This window comes from Streptomyces sp. NPDC000878 (assembly GCF_053599695.1).
Map to the genome: position 1 here is coordinate 15,969 of NZ_JBSFMT010000009.1, position 17,446 is coordinate 33,414.

Sequence of the window (17,446 nt, forward strand, 5' to 3'; positions counted from 1 at the left end):
TGTCCTCTTCATGCTGGGGCGGCCTCCGGTTCATGGCGGGCAGCCTCCAGGAGATCGGATCGGCAGTCACGACAGCGACCGGGCTCGGGCGCACGGAAAGCACGCTCACAGCCGCCGCAGTTCTGAAGCGGGTGCCGGACGGCTGTGGGCGAGGCAGGCGCGCGGAACGGCGGCACGGGCGGTAGCTGGGCGGTGAGGCGGTGGGCCAGGAGGGCGGCCGGGCGGCGCATTCCCTCGGGCGGGAGGTCACTGGTCAGTGCGTGCCGTACGGCGGTGGGGTTGACGTCGCGCTCCAGCCAGGCGGCGACGCCGGGGGCCAGGTGGGCCGTGTCGCAGGCCGACAGGAGCAGACCGGGATGGTGCCGGAGGTCGGCGAGGAGATCGGTGGCGGCCTGGAGGAGACCCGGCCCCTGGTACGAGGGCTGCGGTACGGCGGGGAGGGGCTTGCGTGGGATGCTGCGCTGCCAGCTCGAACACCTCCTGGAGACCGGAGAGTTGCGCGGCGTCGAGCTTCAGGTGATGCCGATGGATCGCGAGGAGCACGCCGGTGTGGACGGCAGCATCGAGGTGTTGAAGTTCGCGGACGGCTCGGCTGTGGGGCGATCGCCAGTAGTGGCCAACGGCCGACCGGTCTCCGATGCGAAGCACCTCCGTATCCTTGAACTGCGGTATGGCATCATCCGAGGCCAGGCCCTCACCCCGCGTGAATCAGCGGCCTTCATCGAACAACTGCTGGGGGATACATGAACCACAACACCTCGGTCGAGGGCGCCTCCGGCCTGACGTGGTTCAAGAGCAGCCACAGCAGTAGCAGCGAGGGCGACTCCTGCGTCGAGATCGCCACCGCCCCCGGCACCATCCACGTCCGGGACTCCAAGAACACAGAAGCTGGCCCCCGCCTGGCCTTCACCCCCACCACCTGGGCAGCCTTCGTGCCGTACTCGACCGGACGCTGACCGATTCGCGAGGTGGGCTGGAAGGACGGCATGACCACACCGGACGGTGGCGCTCCCCTGGTCGAGGACTTCGTGTGCCGATTCGACTTTCAGCCCGGATGGATCGACCTGACGCTCAAAGAGGGCACAAAGGCCGAAGCCGAGGTGCTGGCCAGGGAAGTTGTCGACACGCTCTCTCCACTGGCTCTGGAGATCGAGAAGAGCGCAGTCCACGACGACCTGGTCGAGCGGGCTGTGGACCTGAACGACGACATCCCGGTCCTTGCGGCGGCGTACTACGCCGAGAACGGCGAGGCCCTCGTCAATCTCATGGTCGACTCCTACGGCGACGAGGGTGTCGCCCGTCCCACCCGGGAAGAGGTTCAGCCACTGCTCCTGGAGTGGGCGAACGCCAAGCCCAAGGGTGAGCCGCAGGTGACATATCTGGAGCTGCCTGCCGGGCCGGCCGTTCGTGTGCAGTCGATGCTTGAGGCGAAGCGCATGTTCGGCTTCAGACGGAAATCGGCCGAATTCATCAAGTTTGGCGTCTTCCCGCCGGGAATGGAGAGTCTCATCGTCGTGACGGCGACGTGGGAGACGGTCGCCCGCACGGAGGAGATCACGGAGCTGGTCGACGAGGCGGTCCGGACTCTGCGGATCACCCCGCTCGTCTCAGGCGAGACCGAGTGAAGACGCTCCGCCGGTAGCAGGGCTCCGGTCACACACCTTCCGGAGCCCTCCGGGACATCAGAACTTGAGGTCGCCGATCATGCCCGCGATGCTCGTCGTCAGGTCGCTGATCGTCGGGGCGAAGGTCGACGAGGCCATGTAGAACCCGAGGAGCATGCACACCACCGCATGACCTCCCTTGAGTCCTGACTTCTTGATCAGCAAGAAGACGATGATCGCCAGCAGCACGACCGCCGAAATCGAGAGTGCCACGGCGGCTCACCTCCAAGGGGCCCAGGGACGCGGGGGGTCGGACTATGGGGGCAGTAAATCCATACAGTGGCCAGCAGGTTCATACCCACTTGCCGCCAGTGATCATAACTATTCGCCCGCGCGCATCGGTCGGCGCACGGCCGCACAAGGGGGCGCATGGCCAATATGGTCGGGGCATGACGACCGAGCCTGTCTCCTTCCCCCGCCGGCACGCCCGCACCCAGCGATTCACGCTTGGCGCACCCCGCGCGTTCACCGTGGCGCCCGACGGTTCACGGGTCGCCTACCTGCGGTCCTCCTCCGGTACGGACCGGGCCAACAAGTTGTGGGTGCTCGATCTGGCGGGCGGCGGGGAGCGCGTCGTCGCCGATCCCTTCGTGCTCCTCAGCGGGGCCGACGAGGAGCTGTCCGCGGAGGAGCGGGCGCGTCGGGAGCGCAGCCGTGAGGGCGGCGCCGGGATCGTCGGCTACGCCACCGACGCGGCCGTCGAACTGGCCGCCTTCGCCTTGTCCGGGCGGCTTTTCGTGGCCGAGCTGCGGGCCGGGACGGTGCGTGAGATCGGCGTGACGGGGTCCGTCATCGACCCGCGTCCCTCCCCCGACGGGCGGCTCGTCGCGTACGTCGTGGACGGCGCCCTGCGCCTCGCCGACCTGGCCGGCGAGCGGTCCCTCGCGCTCGCGGAGCCCGAGTCGGAGACGGTGACGTACGGGCTGGCCGAGTTCATCGCGGCCGAGGAAATGGCCCGCTCGCGCGGCTTCTGGTGGTCCCCGGAGTCCGACCGGCTGCTGGTCGCGCGGGCCGACGACGCGCCCGTGGACCGCTGGTGGATCTCCGATCCGGCGCATCCGGAACGTGAGCCGCAGCGGGTCGCCTATCCGGCGGCGGGCACCCTGAACGCGGAGGTGCGGCTCTTCGTACTCACCCTCGAAGGGGCGCGCACCGAAGTCGTCTGGGATCGGAAGAAGTACCCGTATCTGGCGCGTGTGCACTGGTCAGGGGCGGGTGCGCCGCTGATTCTGGTGCAGTCTCGGGACCAGCGCGGGCAGGTTTTTCTGGCCGTGGACCCGGACACCGGGGTGACCCGGATGGTGCACGCGGAGGAAGATCCACATTGGCTTGATCTTTTCCCTGGGGTGCCGTGCTGGAGCCCCTCCGGGCAGCTTGTGCGCATCGCCGACGAGGGTGGCGCGCGAGTGCTCGCTGTCGGGGAACGGCCGCTCACCGGGGCGCAGTTGCACGTACGGGCCGTGCTGGACGTCTCCGCCGATGACGTGCTCGTGTCGGCCTCCGCGGGGGAGGGGGCCGCCGGTACCGAGATCGGCGAAGTGCACGTCTATCGGGTGAACGAACTCGGGCTGGAGCGCGTCTCGCAAGAGCCCGGCGTGCACTCGGCGGTTCGCGCCGGGGGCGTGACCGTACTCGTGTCGGCGGTGCCGGACCGGCCGGGGGCCCAGGTGCAGGTGCTGCGCGACGGGAAGCATGCCGCGACTGTCACCTCGTACGCGGAAGATCCCGGTTTGTCCCCGCGCATGACTCTGACCCAGGGGGGCGCACGACGAATTCCATGCGCCCTGCTTATGCCGAACGACTACGACGGGGTCACTCCCCTCCCCGTCCTCATGGACCCCTACGGCGGTCCGCACGGCCCCCGGGTGGTCGCCGCACACAACGCGCACCTCACCTCGCAGTGGTTCGCCGACCAGGGGTTCGCGGTGGTCGTGGCCGACGGGCGAGGGACTCCCGGACGGTCTCCGGCCTGGGAGAAGGCCATCCACGGGGACTTCACGGTCTCGCTGGACGATCAGGTCGACGCCCTGCACGACCTCGCCGAGCGCCACCCGCTCGATCTCTCCCGGGTGGCCATCCGGGGTTGGTCGTACGGCGGCTGGCTCGCGGGGCTGGCCGTGCTGCGGCGGCCCGACGTCTTCCACGCGGGTATCGCGGGCGCCCCGGTGACGGACTGGCGGCTGTACGACACGCACTACACGGAGCGGTATCTCGGCGACCCGGGCGCGACCCCGGAGACGTACGCGAACAGCTCACTCATCACCGACGAGGGGCTGTCGTCTCCTGCCGAGCCGCACCGGCCGCTGATGGTCGTGCACGGCACCGCCGACGACAACGTCGTATTCGCCCACGCCCTGCGACTGTCCTCGGCTCTGCTCGCCGCCGGCCGCCCGCACGAGGTGCTCCCGCTGTCGGGCGTCACGCACATGACCCCGCAGGAACAGGTCGCGGAGAACCTGTTGCTGCTTCAAGTGGACTTCCTGAAGCGGGCCTTGAGGATCGCGTAGGCACGGCAACGGGCCGGGGCTACATGGCGAGCCCCGGCCCGTTTACGGCACCCGCACGGCCGTACGTTCCTCAGAGTGGCTTGTCCATATATCGAGATCGGGTCGACTGAGTTGCCTGCGTGTTAACGCGATTCACGGTTGTTTGTGTGGTTATTTCACCCCGTCGGCAAGATCGTCCGCAGAGTCCGCAGGGGGTTCCTCCGGCGGTACGACGGCCTTCTCCTCCGCGAAATGACACGCCGAGTCATGCGCCGCCGGCCCCGTCGTCAGCCGGAACTCCGCCGGCACCGCCAGCAGTGGTACCTCCAGGGCGCACCGCTCCTGGGCCTTCCAGCAGCGGGTGCGGAAGCGGCAGCCGGAGGGCGGGTTGGCCGGGGAGGGCACCTCGCCGTAGAGGATGATGCGCTCCCGGTGTTCGCGGGCCTCGGGGTCGGGGACGGGCACGGCGGAGAGCAGTGCCTGGGTGTAGGGGTGCGTCGGGTGGTCGTAGATCTCGGCGTCGCGCCCGATCTCCACGATCCGGCCGAGGTACATCACCCCGACCCGGTCCGAGATGTGCCGCACGATCGACAGGTCGTGCGCGATGAAGACGTACGACAGATTGAACTCGCTCTGGAGCTTGTCCAGCAGGTTGATCACCTGCGCCTGGACCGAGACGTCGAGCGCCGACACCGGTTCGTCGGCGACGATGATCTCGGGGCGCAGCGCCAACCCCCGTGCGATGCCGATGCGTTGGCGCTGGCCGCCGGAGAACTGGTGGGGGTAGCGGTTGATGTACTCAGGGTTGAGGCCGACCACGTCCAGCAGGTCCTGGACCTTCTGGCGCCGGTCTCCCTTGGGCGCGACCTCGGGGTGGATCTCGTAGGGCTCCCCGATGATGTCGCCGACCGTCATCCGGGGGTTGAGGGAGGTGTACGGGTCCTGGAAGACCATCTGGATGTTCCGGCGTACGGCCTTCAGCGCCTTGCCGGACATCTTGGTGATGTCCTCGCCCTTGTACTTGATCGTCCCGGCCGTCGGCTTCTCCAGGTTGACCAGCATCTTGGCGACCGTCGACTTGCCGCAGCCCGACTCGCCCACGATGCCCAGGGTTTCGCCCGCGTCGAGGGCGAAGTCGACGCCGTCGACGGCCCGGACCGCGCCGACCTGCTTCTTGAAGAGGATGCCCTGGGTGAGGGGGTAGTGCTTGACCAGCCCGGTCACTTCGAGGATCGGCTCGGAGGTCTTAGCCATGGTGGGCATCCAGCGTCTCCCTCCAGAAGAAGCAGGCGCTTCTGCGGACCCCGTCCGCCGAGTCGACTTCCGCCAACGGCGGTACCTCCGTACGGCAGATGTCCTGGGCCATCGGGCAGCGCGGGTTGAAGGCGCAGCCCGGCGGGATGTTCATCAGGTTCGGTGGCAGGCCCTTGATGGCGTACAGCTCGCGGCCCTTCTGGTCGAGGCGCGGGATCGACTCCAACAGGCCCTTGGTGTACGGGTGGGCGGGCGCCTTGTAGATGTCGTGGACCGGCGCCGACTCGATGATCCGGCCCGCGTACATGACGGCGATCTTGTCGGCGACGTCTGCGACGACTCCCAGGTCGTGGGTGATGAGGATCAGGCCCATGTTCAGTTCGCGCTGCAACTCGGCGAGGAGGTCCATGACTTGGGCCTGGACGGTCACGTCGAGGGCCGTCGTCGGTTCGTCGGCGATGATCAGGTCCGGTTCCAGGGCCAGCGCCATGGCGATCATGATGCGCTGGCGCATGCCTCCGGAGAACTGGTGCGGATAGTCCCGTACGCGCTGGGCGGCGGCCGGGATGCGGACCCGCTCCATCAGTTCAACCGCCTTGGTACGGGCGTCCTTTCGGGACATTCCGCGGTGCACGGTGAACATCTCGCCGAGCTGCTCGCCCACGCTGAGCACCGGGTTCAGGGACGACAGCGCGTCCTGGAAGATCATCGCCATCTGGGCGCCCCTGACCTTCCGGCGCTCCTCCTCCTTGAAGGTGAGCAAGTCCTGGCCCTGGAACAGGATTTCGCCGCCGGTGATCTTCCCGGGCGGCGTGTCGAGGATGCCCATGACCGCCTGGGCCGTGACCGACTTGCCGGAGCCGGACTCGCCGAGCACGGCCAACGTCTCACCCGCGTCCACGCTGTAGGTGACGCCGTTGACGGCCTTGGCGACCCCGTCCCGGGTTCTGAACTCCACGTGGAGGTCGCGTACTTCGAGGAGCATGGCGCCGGTCACCTCAGCTTCGGGTCGAGGGCGTCGCGCACCGCGTCGCCGAGCATGATGAACGCGAGGACGGTGACCGCGAGCGCTCCGGAGGGCCAGAGGAGGGCGTGCGGGGCGTTGCGGATGAACGGGGAGGCCGCGCTGATGTCGATGCCCCAGGAGACGGTGGGCGGCTTCAGGCCTACACCCAGGTAGGACAGGGTCGCCTCCAGGGCGATGTACGTGCCGAGTGCGATGGTGGCCACGACGATCACGGGTGCCACGGCGTTGGGCGTGATGTGCCGTAGCAGCATGCGGGAGTTGGAGGCGCCGAGGGCGCGGGCCGCCTGGACGTAGTCGTTCTGTTTGGCGGTGATGACCGAGCCGCGGGCGATACGGGAGATCTGCGGCCAGCCGAGCAGCACCATGAACCCGATGACGGGCCAGACCGTCGAGCTGGTCACCACGGAGAGCAGGACCAGGCCGCCGAGGACGACGGGGATCGCGAAGAACACGTCGGTGATCCGGGACAGGACCGAGTCCCAGATCCCGCCGAAGAACCCGGCGAGCCCGCCGAGGACGGACCCGAGGATGGCGACCCCGAGCGTGGCGCAGACGCCGACCGTGACGGACGTACGGGCGCCGTAGACCGTGCGCGTGTAGACGTCGCAGCCCTGGCCGTCGTATCCGAAGGGATGGCCGGGACTGGAACCCTTCTGAGCGTTGGCGAGGTCGCACTTCAGGGGGTTGCCGGAGGCGATCGCCGAGGGCCAGATGGAGATGACGACGAGGAAGAGGATGACGAGTGCGGCGATGAGGAAGACGGGGTTGCGGCGCAGGTCCTGCCAGGCGTCCGACCAGAGGCTGCGGGGCTTGTCGGCCGAGCCGCCGCCGTCGCCGCCCGGGCGCTTCTCCAGGGTCTCCGCCTCGCTCATCGCGAGGTCCATCGCGCCGCCCATGCCGGTCGCCGCGATCGCTCCGTCGTCGTGAGGCTGCTCAGGCATAGCGGATCCTCGGGTCGAGTACGGCGTACAGGAGGTCGACGAGCAGGTTGGCGACCAGGAAGACGAGGACGAGGACGGTCACGAAGCCGACGACCGTCTGGGTGTTCTGGCGGAGGATGCCCTGGTAGAGCTGGTAGCCGACGCCGTGGATGTTGAAGATCCGCTCGGTGACGATCGCGCCGCCCATCAGCGCGCCGACGTCCGTGCCGATGAAGGTGACCACCGGGATCAGGGAGTTTCGGAGCAGGTGGCGCGTGATCACCCGGCGCCTGGGCAGGCCCTTGGCGACCGCTGTACGGACGTAGTCGGAGCGTCTGTTCTCCGCGATCGAGGTGCGGGTCAGGCGGGTCACGTAGGCCAGTGAGACCGAGGCCAGGACCAGGCCGGGGACGATCAGTTCGTCGAAGGTGGCGTCCGTCGACACCGACGGTTTGATCCAGCCCCACTCGACGCCCAGCAGCAGTTGGAGCAGCAGACCGGTGACGAAGGTCGGGACCGAGATGACGACCAGGGTGCCCAGGAGGACGCCGGTGTCGACGGGCTTGCCGCGGCGCAGGCCGGTCACCACGCCCAGGGTGATGCCGATGACGATCTCGAAGAAGATCGCCACGATCGTGAGCCGGATGGTGACGGGGAACGCCGTCGACATCAGCTCGGTGACCTCCTGGCCGTTGAAGGCGGTGCCGAAGTCGCCGGTGAAGACGTTGCCCATGTAGGTCAGGTATTGCTGCCAGACGGGCTTGTCGAGGCCGAACTCCTTGCGGAGCCGGGCGGCCGTGGCCGGGTCGCACTGCCGGTCGCCGCAGAGGCCCGCGATGGGGTCGCCCATCACGTTCACCATCAGGAAGATCAGCAGGGTGGCGCCGATGAAGACCGGGATCATCTGCAGCAGACGCCGGATCACGTACCGTCCCATGAGGGCTCCGGAGGTTGTGGGGGCGGGCGCTCCGAGAGGCCCGCCCCCGGCGGCTCAGCTGACCTTGATCTCGCTGTACACGGGCAGGCTGAACGGGTTCAGGGCCACGTCCGAGAGGCGTTCCGAGTAGCCGGCGCTGCCGTTCTGGTACCAGAGCGGGATGGCGCCCATGTCGTCCCGCAGGACCTCCTCGGCCTGCTGGAACAGCTCGACGGCCTTGGCCTGGTCGGTCTCCGCGTTGGCCTCGTCGACGAGCTTGTCGAACTCCTTGTTGGTCCACTTGCCGTCGTTGGAGGAGGCGTTGGTGTAGTAGAGCGGCTGGAGGAAGTTCTGGATGAGCGGGTAGTCCATCTGCCAGCCCGCGCGGAACGGGCCCGACATCTTGGACTGGGTGATCTGGTTGCGGAAGTCGGCGAAGGTGCCGACCGGGTTGCCGACGCAGGCCTTGTCGTTGTCGAGCGCGTTGTTGACGCTGTTGCAGACCGCGTCGACCCACTGCTTGTGCGAGCCGGTGTCCGCGTTGTACGAGATCTTGACCTGGCCGCCGGGGAAGCCGCCGCCCTCCTCGATGAGCTTCTTGGCCTCCTCGGGGTCGTACTCGCAGGCGTCGCCGCACAGGCCTTCCTTGTAGCCGCCCTCCTCGCCGAGGACGGGTGAGGTCCAGTCGGTGGCGGGGGTGCGGGTCTTCTGGAAGATCGTGTCGGTGATCTGCTCGCGGTTGATCGCCCGGGAGAGACCGGTGCGGACCTTCTCCATGCCGGGCTTGTCCCAGTCCTTGTCGTAGAACGGGAAGGCGAGGGTCTGGATGATGCCGGCGGGCGTGTTGATGTACCGGTCGCCGAGGTCGCTCTTGACGTTCGTGAGCTGGGAGGCGGGCACGTCGTCGACGAGGTCGAGGTTGCCGGCCATCAGGTCGGTGTAGGCGGTGTTGTTGTCGGTGTAGACCTTGAGGTCGACGCCGCCGTTCTGCGCCTTGTCGGTGCCCGAGTACGCGTCCCACTTCCGCAGGGACATCTGGGAGCCCTTGGTGTACGAGTCGATCATGTACGGGCCGTTGCCGACGGGCTTGCTCAGCCAGGCCGCGTGGTCCGTGAAGAAGGACTGGGGCAGCGGCGAGAAGGCCGAGTAGCCGAGGGTGTCGGGGAACGTCGAGAACTTCTGGTTGAGCTTGACGGTGAAGGTGTTGGTGCCGGTCACCCTGAGCCCGGAGAGGGTGTCGGCGGTCTGCTTGCTGCCGTCCTCGGGGTGGGCCTTGTCGTAGCCGTCGATGTAGCCGAAGAAGTACGCGTTCTTCTGGTTGTTCTTCAGGCTGGCGCCGTAGTTCCAGGCGTCGACGAACGACTTGGCGGTGACGGCCTCGCCGTTGCTGAACTTCCAGCCGTCCTTGATGGTGACGGTGAAGTTCTGCGAGTCCGTCGTCTCGATGCTCTCGGCCATCATGTCGTTGGCCTTGCCGGTCTTGGCGTCGTACCGCTTCAGTCCGCGGAAGACCATGTCGAGGACCTTGCCGCCCTGTACCTCGTTGGTGTTGGCGGGCTCCAGCGGGTTCTGCGGGTCGCCCCAGGAGGAGCTGAGCACTCCGGTGCCGTCACCGCTGCCACTGCCGCCGCCGCTGTCGCTGTCGTCGCCCCCGCAGGCGGTCGCCGCGAGAGCTACCGCCACCGCACATGCGGCCCATCGGACGTGCGTGGCTCCACGCATGGAGTGCCTCCTGTTCAGTGCGCCATACCGGTTCAGTGCGCCATACCGTTATCGGTCAATATCGGCGCAGAGCACCCATAGCGCACGTCTGGGCGGCCCGTACGGGTCCCCCTCCCTCTTTGGTCCCTCTTTGGTCATGGCCGTCCAAAGCTGAACCAAGTGGCGCCCCTCCCCCGGGTCAAAGGGCAAAAGTCCAGATCAAAGGCGTCAACAAAACATTGACGGCGACTGAACCGGCGCAGAAAAGTCCCCAATGTGACCTCGTCTACGCCTTCCGCCACCACACCCCGGGTGGCGGCCGATTCCGGTGCCGTACCGCCGACGCCCACCGCGCCGGCCCGTGGCGGCACCGGCCGCTCGCCGGGGCGGATCGCCTGGCTGCGCTTCCGCCGCGACCCGACCGGGCTCGTCTCGGCCGTCGTGGTGGTGCTGTTCTTCGTCGCGGGCGTCGCCGCCCCGCTGATCGCCAGGGTCTACGGCAAGGACCCGTACACGACGTACGGCCAGAACGGCACCGGACTGCTCAACGAGTTCGGTTTCCCGATCAGACCCAACGGCGGCATCAGCGGCGACTTCTGGTTCGGGGTCGAGCCGCAGCTCGGCCGGGACGTCTTCACCCTGCTGCTGTACGGCATCCGCAACTCGCTGCTCATCGCCACGGTGACGACCGTGCTGGTCACCCTGCTCGGCATCGTCGTCGGTGTCACGGCCGGCTACATGGGCGGGCGGATCGACGGTTTCGTCGGCCGGGTGATCGACATCCTGCTGGCGTTCCCCTCCACGCTGTTCTTCATCGCCTTCTGGCCGGTGATGATCTCGATCTTCGTGTCACCGGAGGAGAACACCCCGACCTGGCTGACCGTCGTCAGCCTGATCTCCGTGATGACCGCGTTCGGCTGGGCGCCCATCGCCCGGCTGCTGCGCGGTGAGGTGCTCGCCCTGCGCGAACGGGAGTTCGTGGAGTCCGCCAAGGTCACCGGGGCCTCCCCGGCCCGGATCATCTTCAGGGAGCTGCTGCCCAACCTGTGGACCCCGATCCTCATCCAGGCGACCCTCGCGCTGCCCATGTACGTCACCACCGAGGCGGCGCTCGCCTTCCTCGGGGTCGGGCTGAGCGACCCCACGCCCGACTGGGGCGTGATGATCCAGCGCGGCGCGCAGGTCTACCAGAACGACATCACCTACATGCTCTTCCCCGGCCTGTCGATGGTGGTCTTCGTGATCGCCTTCAACCTCCTCGGCGACTCCGTGCGCGACGCACTGGACCCGAAGACGAGGCGCTGAAATCCGGCGCGGCCCCTCCCCTCGCACCGGCCCCGCACAAAAATCCGGAAACCCCGGGAAACACTCCTTCTCCCTGATTCAGGCAGGACACCCCATGTCTCTCTCCCGCAGAAACTTCGTCATCGCCACCTCGGTAGCCGCCGGCGGCTCCATGGTCCTGTCCGCGTGCAGCAGCGGTGGTGGAGGCGGTGGCGGTACGTCGGGGGGCGGCGCGGTCACGGCCGGCAAGTACTCGTCGGTCAGCATCGGCACCAAAGAGGACTCCACGGGGCCCGCGCCGGAGATCCCCGGGGCGAAGAAGGGCGGCACGATCCGGCCGATCGGCCCGCAGGACTTCTCGCACCTCGACCCGCAGCGCATCTACTACTCGTGGAACTCCGAGGTCGGCAACCTCTACATCCGCTGTCTGACCGGCTACCGCATCGACGGCGGCGCGATGAAGCTCGTCGGCGACCTCGCCACCGACACCGGCACGATGGCGGACGGCGGCAAGACCTGGACCTTCACCCTGAAGGACGGACTGAAGTGGGAGGACGGCAGCGAGCTGACCGTCGACGACGTACGGCACGGCATCGAGCGCGGCTTCGCCAGCTTCACCACCGAGGGCGCCACCTACCTCCAGGCCGCGCTGACCGGCAGCAACGACTTCCGCTCGGTCTACAAGGGCCCGTACGACGGCAAGCACCTCGACTCGGTAGTCACGGACACCGCGAAGAAGACGATCACCTTCCACCTCAGGACGGCCCGCCCGGACCTCAACTGGACGCTGGCGATGCAGTCGTACGGAGCCGTGTCCGCGAAGCACGACACCAAGGAGAAGTACGACAAGGACCCGTTCTCCTGCGGGCCCTACCGGCTCTCCCAGCACTCCGTCGACAAGTCGCTGACGATGGTCCGCAACACGCACTGGGACCCGGCGACCGACCCGATCCGCAACGCCTACCCGGACTCGTTCGCCTTCGAGTTCGGCCCCGAGGCGCTCCAGACCTCCGACCGGCTGATCGCGGACTCCGGGACCGACCAGTACGCGGTGATGGCGTACAGCGGGGTGCCGGCCGAGCGCATCCAGAAGGTGCTGACGACGCCCGCGCTGAAGAGCCGTACCGTCGACGGGCTGCTGACGGGCCTGTACTACTACGCCATCAACTGCAAGCGGATCACCGACCTGAAGGTCCGTCAGGCGCTCAACTACGCCTGGCCGTTGCAGCAGATCCGGACCATCTACGGCGGCCCGTCCGCCGGTGACTACGCGACGACGATCCTCGGCCCGGACATGGCCGGCCGGGTGAAGTTCGACATCTACGGCAAGCTGACGAAGCCGCAGGGCGACACCGCGAAGGCGAAGGCGCTGCTGAAGGAGGCCGGCAAGCTCGGCCAGAAGATCGTCTACACCTACCCGCAGGGCGGCAACGACGCCTACGAGAAGACGAAGGTCGTCATCTCCAACGCCCTGAAGGAGGCGGGCTTCGACCCGGTGATCAAGCCGGTGGAGTCGACCAGCTACTACGACCAGATCCAGCAGATCGACAACTCCTTCGACGTGATGTGGTTCGGCTGGTCCCCGGACTGGCCCACCGGCTACACCATGCTCCAGCCGCTCTTCGACGGGCGGACGATCGCCAACGGGGCGAACAACGTCTCGCAGCTGAAGGTGAGTTGGGTCGACGCCGCGATCGACCAGGCCGCGGCGTTGACCGACCCGACGAAGGCGAACGCGGCGTGGGCCGCGCTGGACAAGCGGTTGATGGCGGAGGAGGCGCCGATCATTCCGGAGACTTATCAGCGGCGGTTCTATCTGTACGGGAGCAAGGTTGGCGGGGCCGAGTACGACCCCCTGAACTCGTCGTTCGTGCTCTACAAGCTGTACGCCAAGGCGTAGGCAGTTCGTCGTTCGCTGCGGGCCCGTGGGGGCTGGTCGCGCAGTTCCCCGCGCCCCTGAGGGGCGGCCCCTAGCGGGCGCCCCACTCCGTAGCGGGCTCCCCTCCCCGTTGCGGGGCGCCCCACCCCGCCCACCCGACCACCCCCGGCGCCAGTCCCACCCACCAGGGACCGGTGTCGGGGGTTTCGCCAGGGAAATCGATCGCCATGTTCCGCTTTGTTCTTCGTCGGACGCTCAGTGCGCTGATGATCCTTCTCGTCATCAGTGCGATCACCTTCGTGCTCTTCTACGTCGCTCCGCGCGACCCGGCCCGCAGTGCCTGCGGCAAGCTCTGCACGCCGGAGACGCTCGCGCTCGTCCGGCGCAACCTGGGGATCGACGATCCGCTGCCGTTGCAGTACTGGCACTGGCTGGCGGGGGTGTTCGTGGGCCGCGACTACGCCGGGCTCGGGCACTGTGCGGCGCCCTGCCTCGGCTACTCCTTCACCAACCACGAGCCGGTCCTCGGCCTGATCACCAACCGCTTCCCCACCACCCTGTCCCTCGCCCTCGGCAGCTCGGTGGTGTTCGTGGTCCTCGGTGTCGGTACGGGCATGCTGGCGGCGGTGAAGCAGGGCCGCGCCCTGGACAAGATCGCGTCGTCGGTCTCGCTGATCGGCTCGTCCCTGCAGATCTACATCGTCGGCGTGGTCGCCATGTACTACCTCTCCGACCAGTGGGGCATCCTCCCCCGCCCCCAGGACAGCGTCGGCTTCACCCAGGACCCGGCGGCCTGGTTCAAGGGCCTGCTGCTGCCCTGGTTCGTCCTCGCGATCATCTTCACCGCCAACTACACCCGGATGACCCGCTCCCAGCTCGTGGAGACCCTCGCCGAGGACTACGTCCGTACGGCCCGCGCCAAGGGCCTGTCCCGCCGTACGGTGTTCTTCCGGTTCGCCTGGCGGGGCGCGATGGGCCCGATCGTCACGATCCTGGGCCTCGACATCGGCTATCTGCTCGGCGGCGCGATCATCACCGAGGAGACCTTCGGCCTGCACGGCATCGGCGCCCTGTCCATCAAGGCGGTACGGGACAACGACCTGCCGCTGCTGCTGGGGGTCGTGCTCGTCGCCGCCGCCGCCATCGTCGTCGCGAACATCGTGGTGGACGCGGTGTACGCCCTGATCGACCCGCGGATCAGGCTGGCGTAGAGGGGACCTGGTGACCTCCATGGCCGAGTCGGCTACCGGCCCCTTCCTCTCCGTACGGGATCTGCACGTCCACTTCGCCACCGACGACGGTGACGTACGGGCGGTCGACGGGCTCTCCTTCGACGTGGAGCGCGGCCGGACCCTGGGCATCGTCGGCGAGTCCGGCTCGGGCAAGTCGGTGACGAATCTGGCGATCCTGGGGCTGCACGACCGTGCGCGTACGACGCTGGCCGGGGAGATCGTGCTGGACGGCACGGAGTTGCTGACGGCGCGGGAACGGGAGCTGGAGCGGCTCCGCGGCAGCAAGATGGCCATGATCTTCCAGGACGCGCTGGCGTCCCTGTCGCCGTACCACACGGTGGGCAGGCAGATCGCGGAGACGTACGCGAAGCACACGGGCGCGTCCAGGAGGGAGTCCAGGGCGCGGGCGATGGAGATGCTGAGGCGGGTCGGCATCCCGCAGCCGGCGGTACGGGCGGACGACTACCCCCACCAGTTCTCCGGCGGGATGCGCCAACGGGTGATGATCGCCATGGCGTTGGTGTGCGACCCGGAACTCCTGATCGCCGACGAACCGACGACCGCCCTGGACGTCACGGTCCAGGCCCAGATCATGGACCTGCTGCGGGACCTCCAGCAGGAGTTCGGCACGTCGATCGTCTTCATCACGCACGACCTCGGCGTCATCTCCCGGATGGCGGACGACATCCTGGTGATGTACGCGGGCCGGGCGGTGGAGCGCGGCACCCGGCGCGAGGTACTGAGGACGCCCCAACACCCGTACACCTGGGGCCTGCTGGGCTCGATGCCCGCCCTGAGCGCCCCGGTGGACGTGCCGCTGTCCCCGATCCCGGGCACGCCCCCGTCGCTCCTCGACCCGCCCCCGGGCTGCCGGTTCGAGCCGCGCTGCGCGTTCCGGGAGCAGGTGCCGGCGGGCCGCTGTGCGAGCCGGCGTCCGGACCTGCCCCGTACCGCCGCGCATGGTGCGGCCTGTCATCTGACGTCGGCGCAGCGCGTGGAGTACCACGCCGACTACGTCACCGCGCAGGCCTGCTGATCAGCCCAACTCGCCGCGCTCCACGCAGAATTCGTTGCCCTCGGGGTCGGCCATGAGGGCCCAGCCGCCGCCGTCGGGCCTGCGGTGGTCCGCGACGAGCCGGGCTCCGAGGGAGAGCGCGCGCTCGACCTCCTCGTCGCGGGTGCGGCCGTGTGGCGTGAGGTCGAGATGCACGCGGTTCTTGGCCGTCTTGCCCTCCGGCACGCGGATGAACAGCAGGCGGGGGCCTCCGGCCGGGTCCGCGATCAGTGCCTCCGGGTCGCCGGGCTTGTCGTCGTCGGCTAGGGGGCGGCCTAGCAGCCGGCTCCAGAACAGGGCGAGTTCGTAGGGGTCGTTGGTGCAGTCGAAGGTGATGCTGTGGATCGTGGAGAAGGACAAGCTGGGCCTCCGGGCCGTTTGAGGGTCGTCGCGTGTGAGCGTCCCGGACTCGGGGGTGGAAGTCGAGCGAATATGTGTCGGCGGGCGGGGCGGGTGCGGGGTTCGGCGGTTGGTTGTCGGCTGCGGGTCGGTGGGGGCTGGTCGCGCAGTTCCTCGCGCCCCTAAAAACCCCGCCCGGTGGGGGCTTGTCGCGCAGTTCCCCGCGCCCCTAAAAACCCCGCCCGGTGGGGGCTTGTCGCGCAGTTCCCCGCGCCCCTAAAGCAGGCCCGCCCGCCCAACTGCGGGCATGCGTGCCGCTAGGGGCGGCTCCCGTCCCACCGAGAGCGGCACCCCGTTAGCGCCGGGCTGCGCGAACTCCCCTGGAAAGCGCGCCCCGCGCCTCTAGAAGGCGGCCCCTCCCGCCCTGCAGAGGCGCCGCAAAAGGCGCCTTCCCAGCGCCCCCGTAAAAGCGCCTCCCCGCGCCCCCGGAAACGCCCCCGAGGCGCCCCTCAGGCGCCCTCGGTGGGGGCGGGAGCCCGCTGGCCCCGCGCCCCCTTCTCGCTACTGCTTGCCTGCCGTGTCCTCCGACTCAAGTGCCTTCAGGGCCGGGTCCAGGACGACGTCCTCGTCGCGGGCCTCCGTTGTCGGCTCCTCCGGGAAGTGGCAGGCCGTCAGGTGGCCCTCGCGGTTGCCGGAGATCTGGAGCAGCGGGGGCTCCTCGCTCGCGCACTTGTCCTGGGCCTTCCAGCAGCGGGTGCGGAAGCGGCAGCCGGACGGCGGGTGGATCGGCGACGGGACGTCACCGGCGAGGCGGATGCGCTCACGGGCCTCCGTCTCGTCGTCCATCGCCACCTCGGGGACGGCGGAGAGGAGGGCGTGGGTGTACGGGTGACGCGGGCGGTTGTAGATCGAGTCCCGGTCGCCGACCTCGACGATCTTGCCGAGGTACATCACCGCGACGCGCTGCGAGAAGTGCCGGACGATCGCCAGGTCGTGGGCGATGAACAGGAACGCGATGCCCATCTCCTCCTGGACCTTCTTGAGGAGGTTCACCACCTGGGCCTGGATGGAGACGTCGAGCGCGGAGACCGGCTCGTCCGCCACGATCAGCTTCGGCTGCAGGGCCAGCGCGCGGGCCACCCCGATGCGCTGGCGCTGACCGCCGGAGAACTCGTGCGGGAAGCGGTTGTAGTGCTCGGGGTTGAGACCGACCAGCTCAAGGAGCTCCCGGACCTTCTTCTCCCGGCCGCCCGCCGGCTCGATCCCGTTGACCTCCATCGGCGACTTGATGATCGTGCCGACGGTCTGCCGCGGGTTGAGGGAGCTGTACGGGTCCTGGAAGATCATCTGGATCTCGGACCGGACCGGCGCCAGCTGCCTGCGCGAGGCACGCGTGATGTCCTGGCCCGAGTACGTGATCTTGCCGCCGGTCGGCTCCAGGAGCCGGGTGATGAGTCGGCCCGCGGTCGACTTGCCGCAGCCCGACTCGCCCACCAGACCGACGCTCTCGGCGACGCCGATGCTCAGGTCGATGCCGTCGACCGCCTGGACGGCGCCGACTTTTCGTTTGATCGGGAAGCCACCGTAGATCGGAAAGTGCTTCTGGAGGCCCTCGACCTTGAGCAGTTCCTCGGTCGACGTGCCGGCGGAACCCTGCTGTGCGGGGAGGGTGAGGTTGTCGCTCATGTCG

15 protein-coding genes and 2 pseudogenes are annotated in these 17,446 nt (G+C 68.4%); 8 read left to right on the forward strand and 9 right to left on the reverse strand.

Annotation, left to right across the window (positions count from 1 at the left end):
- Positions 1–8 precede the first annotated feature (8 nt).
- Positions 9–452 (reverse strand): annotated as a pseudogene (locus tag ACWDR4_RS10900) (helix-turn-helix domain-containing protein); the annotation flags it as partial.
- Between ACWDR4_RS10900 and ACWDR4_RS10905 the strand changes: the two are divergent.
- The 3 genes and pseudogenes from ACWDR4_RS10905 to ACWDR4_RS10915 all read left to right on the forward strand — a co-directional run.
- Positions 442–747, forward strand: a pseudogene (locus tag ACWDR4_RS10905) (Scr1 family TA system antitoxin-like transcriptional regulator); the annotation flags it as partial. The pseudogenes ACWDR4_RS10900 and ACWDR4_RS10905 sit on opposite strands and share 11 nt — an antisense overlap.
- Positions 744–956, forward strand: a complete 213-nt coding sequence (locus tag ACWDR4_RS10910) for a DUF397 domain-containing protein (protein WP_450406695.1) — start codon at positions 744–746, stop codon at positions 954–956. The pseudogene ACWDR4_RS10905 and the gene ACWDR4_RS10910, both read left to right, overlap by 4 nt.
- 30 nt (positions 957–986) lie before the next feature.
- Positions 987–1,625 carry a hypothetical protein gene (locus ACWDR4_RS10915; protein ID WP_450406696.1) on the forward strand — a complete coding sequence of 213 codons (639 nt, stop codon included), beginning with the start codon at positions 987–989 and terminating at the stop codon, positions 1,623–1,625.
- A 57-nt stretch (positions 1,626–1,682) separates the two neighbouring features.
- Here ACWDR4_RS10915 and ACWDR4_RS10920 read toward each other — a convergent pair whose 3' ends face one another.
- Positions 1,683–1,877 carry a hypothetical protein gene (locus tag ACWDR4_RS10920; RefSeq protein ID WP_006375723.1) on the reverse strand — a complete coding sequence of 65 codons (195 nt, stop codon included), beginning with the start codon at positions 1,875–1,877 and terminating at the stop codon, positions 1,683–1,685.
- Positions 1,878–2,053: 176 nt separating this feature from the next.
- Between ACWDR4_RS10920 and ACWDR4_RS10925 the strand changes: the two genes are divergently transcribed.
- Complete coding sequence (locus tag ACWDR4_RS10925) at positions 2,054–4,171, forward strand: prolyl oligopeptidase family serine peptidase (protein WP_450406700.1); 2,118 nt, start codon at positions 2,054–2,056, stop codon at positions 4,169–4,171.
- Positions 4,172–4,321: 150 nt separating this feature from the next.
- Here ACWDR4_RS10925 and ACWDR4_RS10930 read toward each other — a convergent pair whose 3' ends face one another.
- Genes ACWDR4_RS10930 through ACWDR4_RS10950 form a run of 5 tightly spaced genes read right to left on the reverse strand, consistent with a single transcriptional unit; the run spans position 4,322 to position 9,989 of the window.
- Positions 4,322–5,413, reverse strand: coding sequence for an ABC transporter ATP-binding protein (locus ACWDR4_RS10930; protein ID WP_450406702.1), 1,092 nt, complete (start codon positions 5,411–5,413; stop codon positions 4,322–4,324).
- Positions 5,397–6,389, reverse strand: a complete 993-nt coding sequence (locus tag ACWDR4_RS10935) for an ABC transporter ATP-binding protein (RefSeq protein ID WP_450406705.1) — start codon at positions 6,387–6,389, stop codon at positions 5,397–5,399. The genes ACWDR4_RS10930 and ACWDR4_RS10935 overlap by 17 nt, the downstream gene beginning before the upstream one ends.
- An 8-nt stretch (positions 6,390–6,397) precedes the next feature.
- Positions 6,398–7,372, reverse strand: a complete 975-nt coding sequence (locus tag ACWDR4_RS10940; protein ID WP_450406707.1) for an ABC transporter permease — start codon at positions 7,370–7,372, stop codon at positions 6,398–6,400.
- Positions 7,365–8,288 (reverse strand): ABC transporter permease, encoded by a 924-nt coding sequence (locus ACWDR4_RS10945; protein WP_450406709.1) that lies wholly within the window; start codon positions 8,286–8,288, stop codon positions 7,365–7,367. The genes ACWDR4_RS10940 and ACWDR4_RS10945 overlap by 8 nt, the downstream gene beginning before the upstream one ends.
- A 54-nt stretch (positions 8,289–8,342) precedes the next feature.
- Complete coding sequence (locus ACWDR4_RS10950) at positions 8,343–9,989, reverse strand: peptide ABC transporter substrate-binding protein (RefSeq protein ID WP_450406711.1); 1,647 nt, start codon at positions 9,987–9,989, stop codon at positions 8,343–8,345.
- 255 nt (positions 9,990–10,244) lie between these two features.
- On the opposite strand from ACWDR4_RS10950, the gene ACWDR4_RS10955 reads away from it, so the two are divergent.
- The 4 genes from ACWDR4_RS10955 (at position 10,245) to ACWDR4_RS10970 (ending at position 15,399) form a co-directional block, all read left to right on the forward strand.
- Positions 10,245–11,273, forward strand: a complete 1,029-nt coding sequence (locus ACWDR4_RS10955) for an ABC transporter permease (RefSeq protein WP_450406713.1) — start codon at positions 10,245–10,247, stop codon at positions 11,271–11,273.
- 94 nt (positions 11,274–11,367) lie between these two features.
- The gene (locus ACWDR4_RS10960; RefSeq protein WP_450406716.1) at positions 11,368–13,152 is read left to right on the forward strand and encodes an ABC transporter substrate-binding protein; all 1,785 of its coding nucleotides are present in this window, start codon (positions 11,368–11,370) and stop codon (positions 13,150–13,152) included.
- A gap of 206 nt (positions 13,153–13,358) precedes the next feature.
- Positions 13,359–14,342, forward strand: a complete 984-nt coding sequence (locus tag ACWDR4_RS10965; protein ID WP_450406718.1) for an ABC transporter permease — start codon at positions 13,359–13,361, stop codon at positions 14,340–14,342.
- A 19-nt stretch (positions 14,343–14,361) separates the two neighbouring features.
- Positions 14,362–15,399 (forward strand): ABC transporter ATP-binding protein, encoded by a 1,038-nt coding sequence (locus ACWDR4_RS10970; protein WP_450406720.1) that lies wholly within the window; start codon positions 14,362–14,364, stop codon positions 15,397–15,399.
- Here ACWDR4_RS10970 and ACWDR4_RS10975 read toward each other — a convergent pair whose 3' ends face one another.
- Entirely contained in the window at positions 15,400–15,777 is a 378-nt protein-coding gene (locus ACWDR4_RS10975) for a VOC family protein (RefSeq protein WP_450406723.1), read from the reverse strand.
- Positions 15,778–16,317: 540 nt separating this feature from the next.
- Positions 16,318–17,442: an ABC transporter ATP-binding protein gene (locus tag ACWDR4_RS10980; RefSeq protein WP_450406726.1), complete on the reverse strand. Its 1,125-nt coding sequence runs from the start codon at positions 17,440–17,442 to the stop codon at positions 16,318–16,320.
- Between the last annotated feature and the right edge of the window lie 4 nt (positions 17,443–17,446).

Coding starts and splice junctions, on each gene's coding strand:
- ACWDR4_RS10915 (WP_450406696.1), top strand. CDS start 987: ATGACCACACCGGACGGTGGCGCTCCCCTGGTCGAGGACTTCGTGTGC.
- ACWDR4_RS10945 (WP_450406709.1), bottom strand. CDS start 8,288: ATGGGACGGTACGTGATCCGGCGTCTGCTGCAGATGATCCCGGTCTTC.
- ACWDR4_RS10980 (WP_450406726.1), bottom strand. CDS start 17,442: ATGAGCGACAACCTCACCCTCCCCGCACAGCAGGGTTCCGCCGGCACG.
- ACWDR4_RS10950 (WP_450406711.1), bottom strand. CDS start 9,989: ATGCGTGGAGCCACGCACGTCCGATGGGCCGCATGTGCGGTGGCGGTA.
- ACWDR4_RS10925 (WP_450406700.1), top strand. CDS start 2,054: ATGACGACCGAGCCTGTCTCCTTCCCCCGCCGGCACGCCCGCACCCAG.
- ACWDR4_RS10935 (WP_450406705.1), bottom strand. CDS start 6,389: ATGCTCCTCGAAGTACGCGACCTCCACGTGGAGTTCAGAACCCGGGAC.
- ACWDR4_RS10970 (WP_450406720.1), top strand. CDS start 14,362: ATGGCCGAGTCGGCTACCGGCCCCTTCCTCTCCGTACGGGATCTGCAC.
- ACWDR4_RS10940 (WP_450406707.1), bottom strand. CDS start 7,372: ATGCCTGAGCAGCCTCACGACGACGGAGCGATCGCGGCGACCGGCATG.
- ACWDR4_RS10930 (WP_450406702.1), bottom strand. CDS start 5,413: ATGCCCACCATGGCTAAGACCTCCGAGCCGATCCTCGAAGTGACCGGG.
- ACWDR4_RS10910 (WP_450406695.1), top strand. CDS start 744: ATGAACCACAACACCTCGGTCGAGGGCGCCTCCGGCCTGACGTGGTTC.
- ACWDR4_RS10965 (WP_450406718.1), top strand. CDS start 13,359: ATGTTCCGCTTTGTTCTTCGTCGGACGCTCAGTGCGCTGATGATCCTT.
- ACWDR4_RS10960 (WP_450406716.1), top strand. CDS start 11,368: ATGTCTCTCTCCCGCAGAAACTTCGTCATCGCCACCTCGGTAGCCGCC.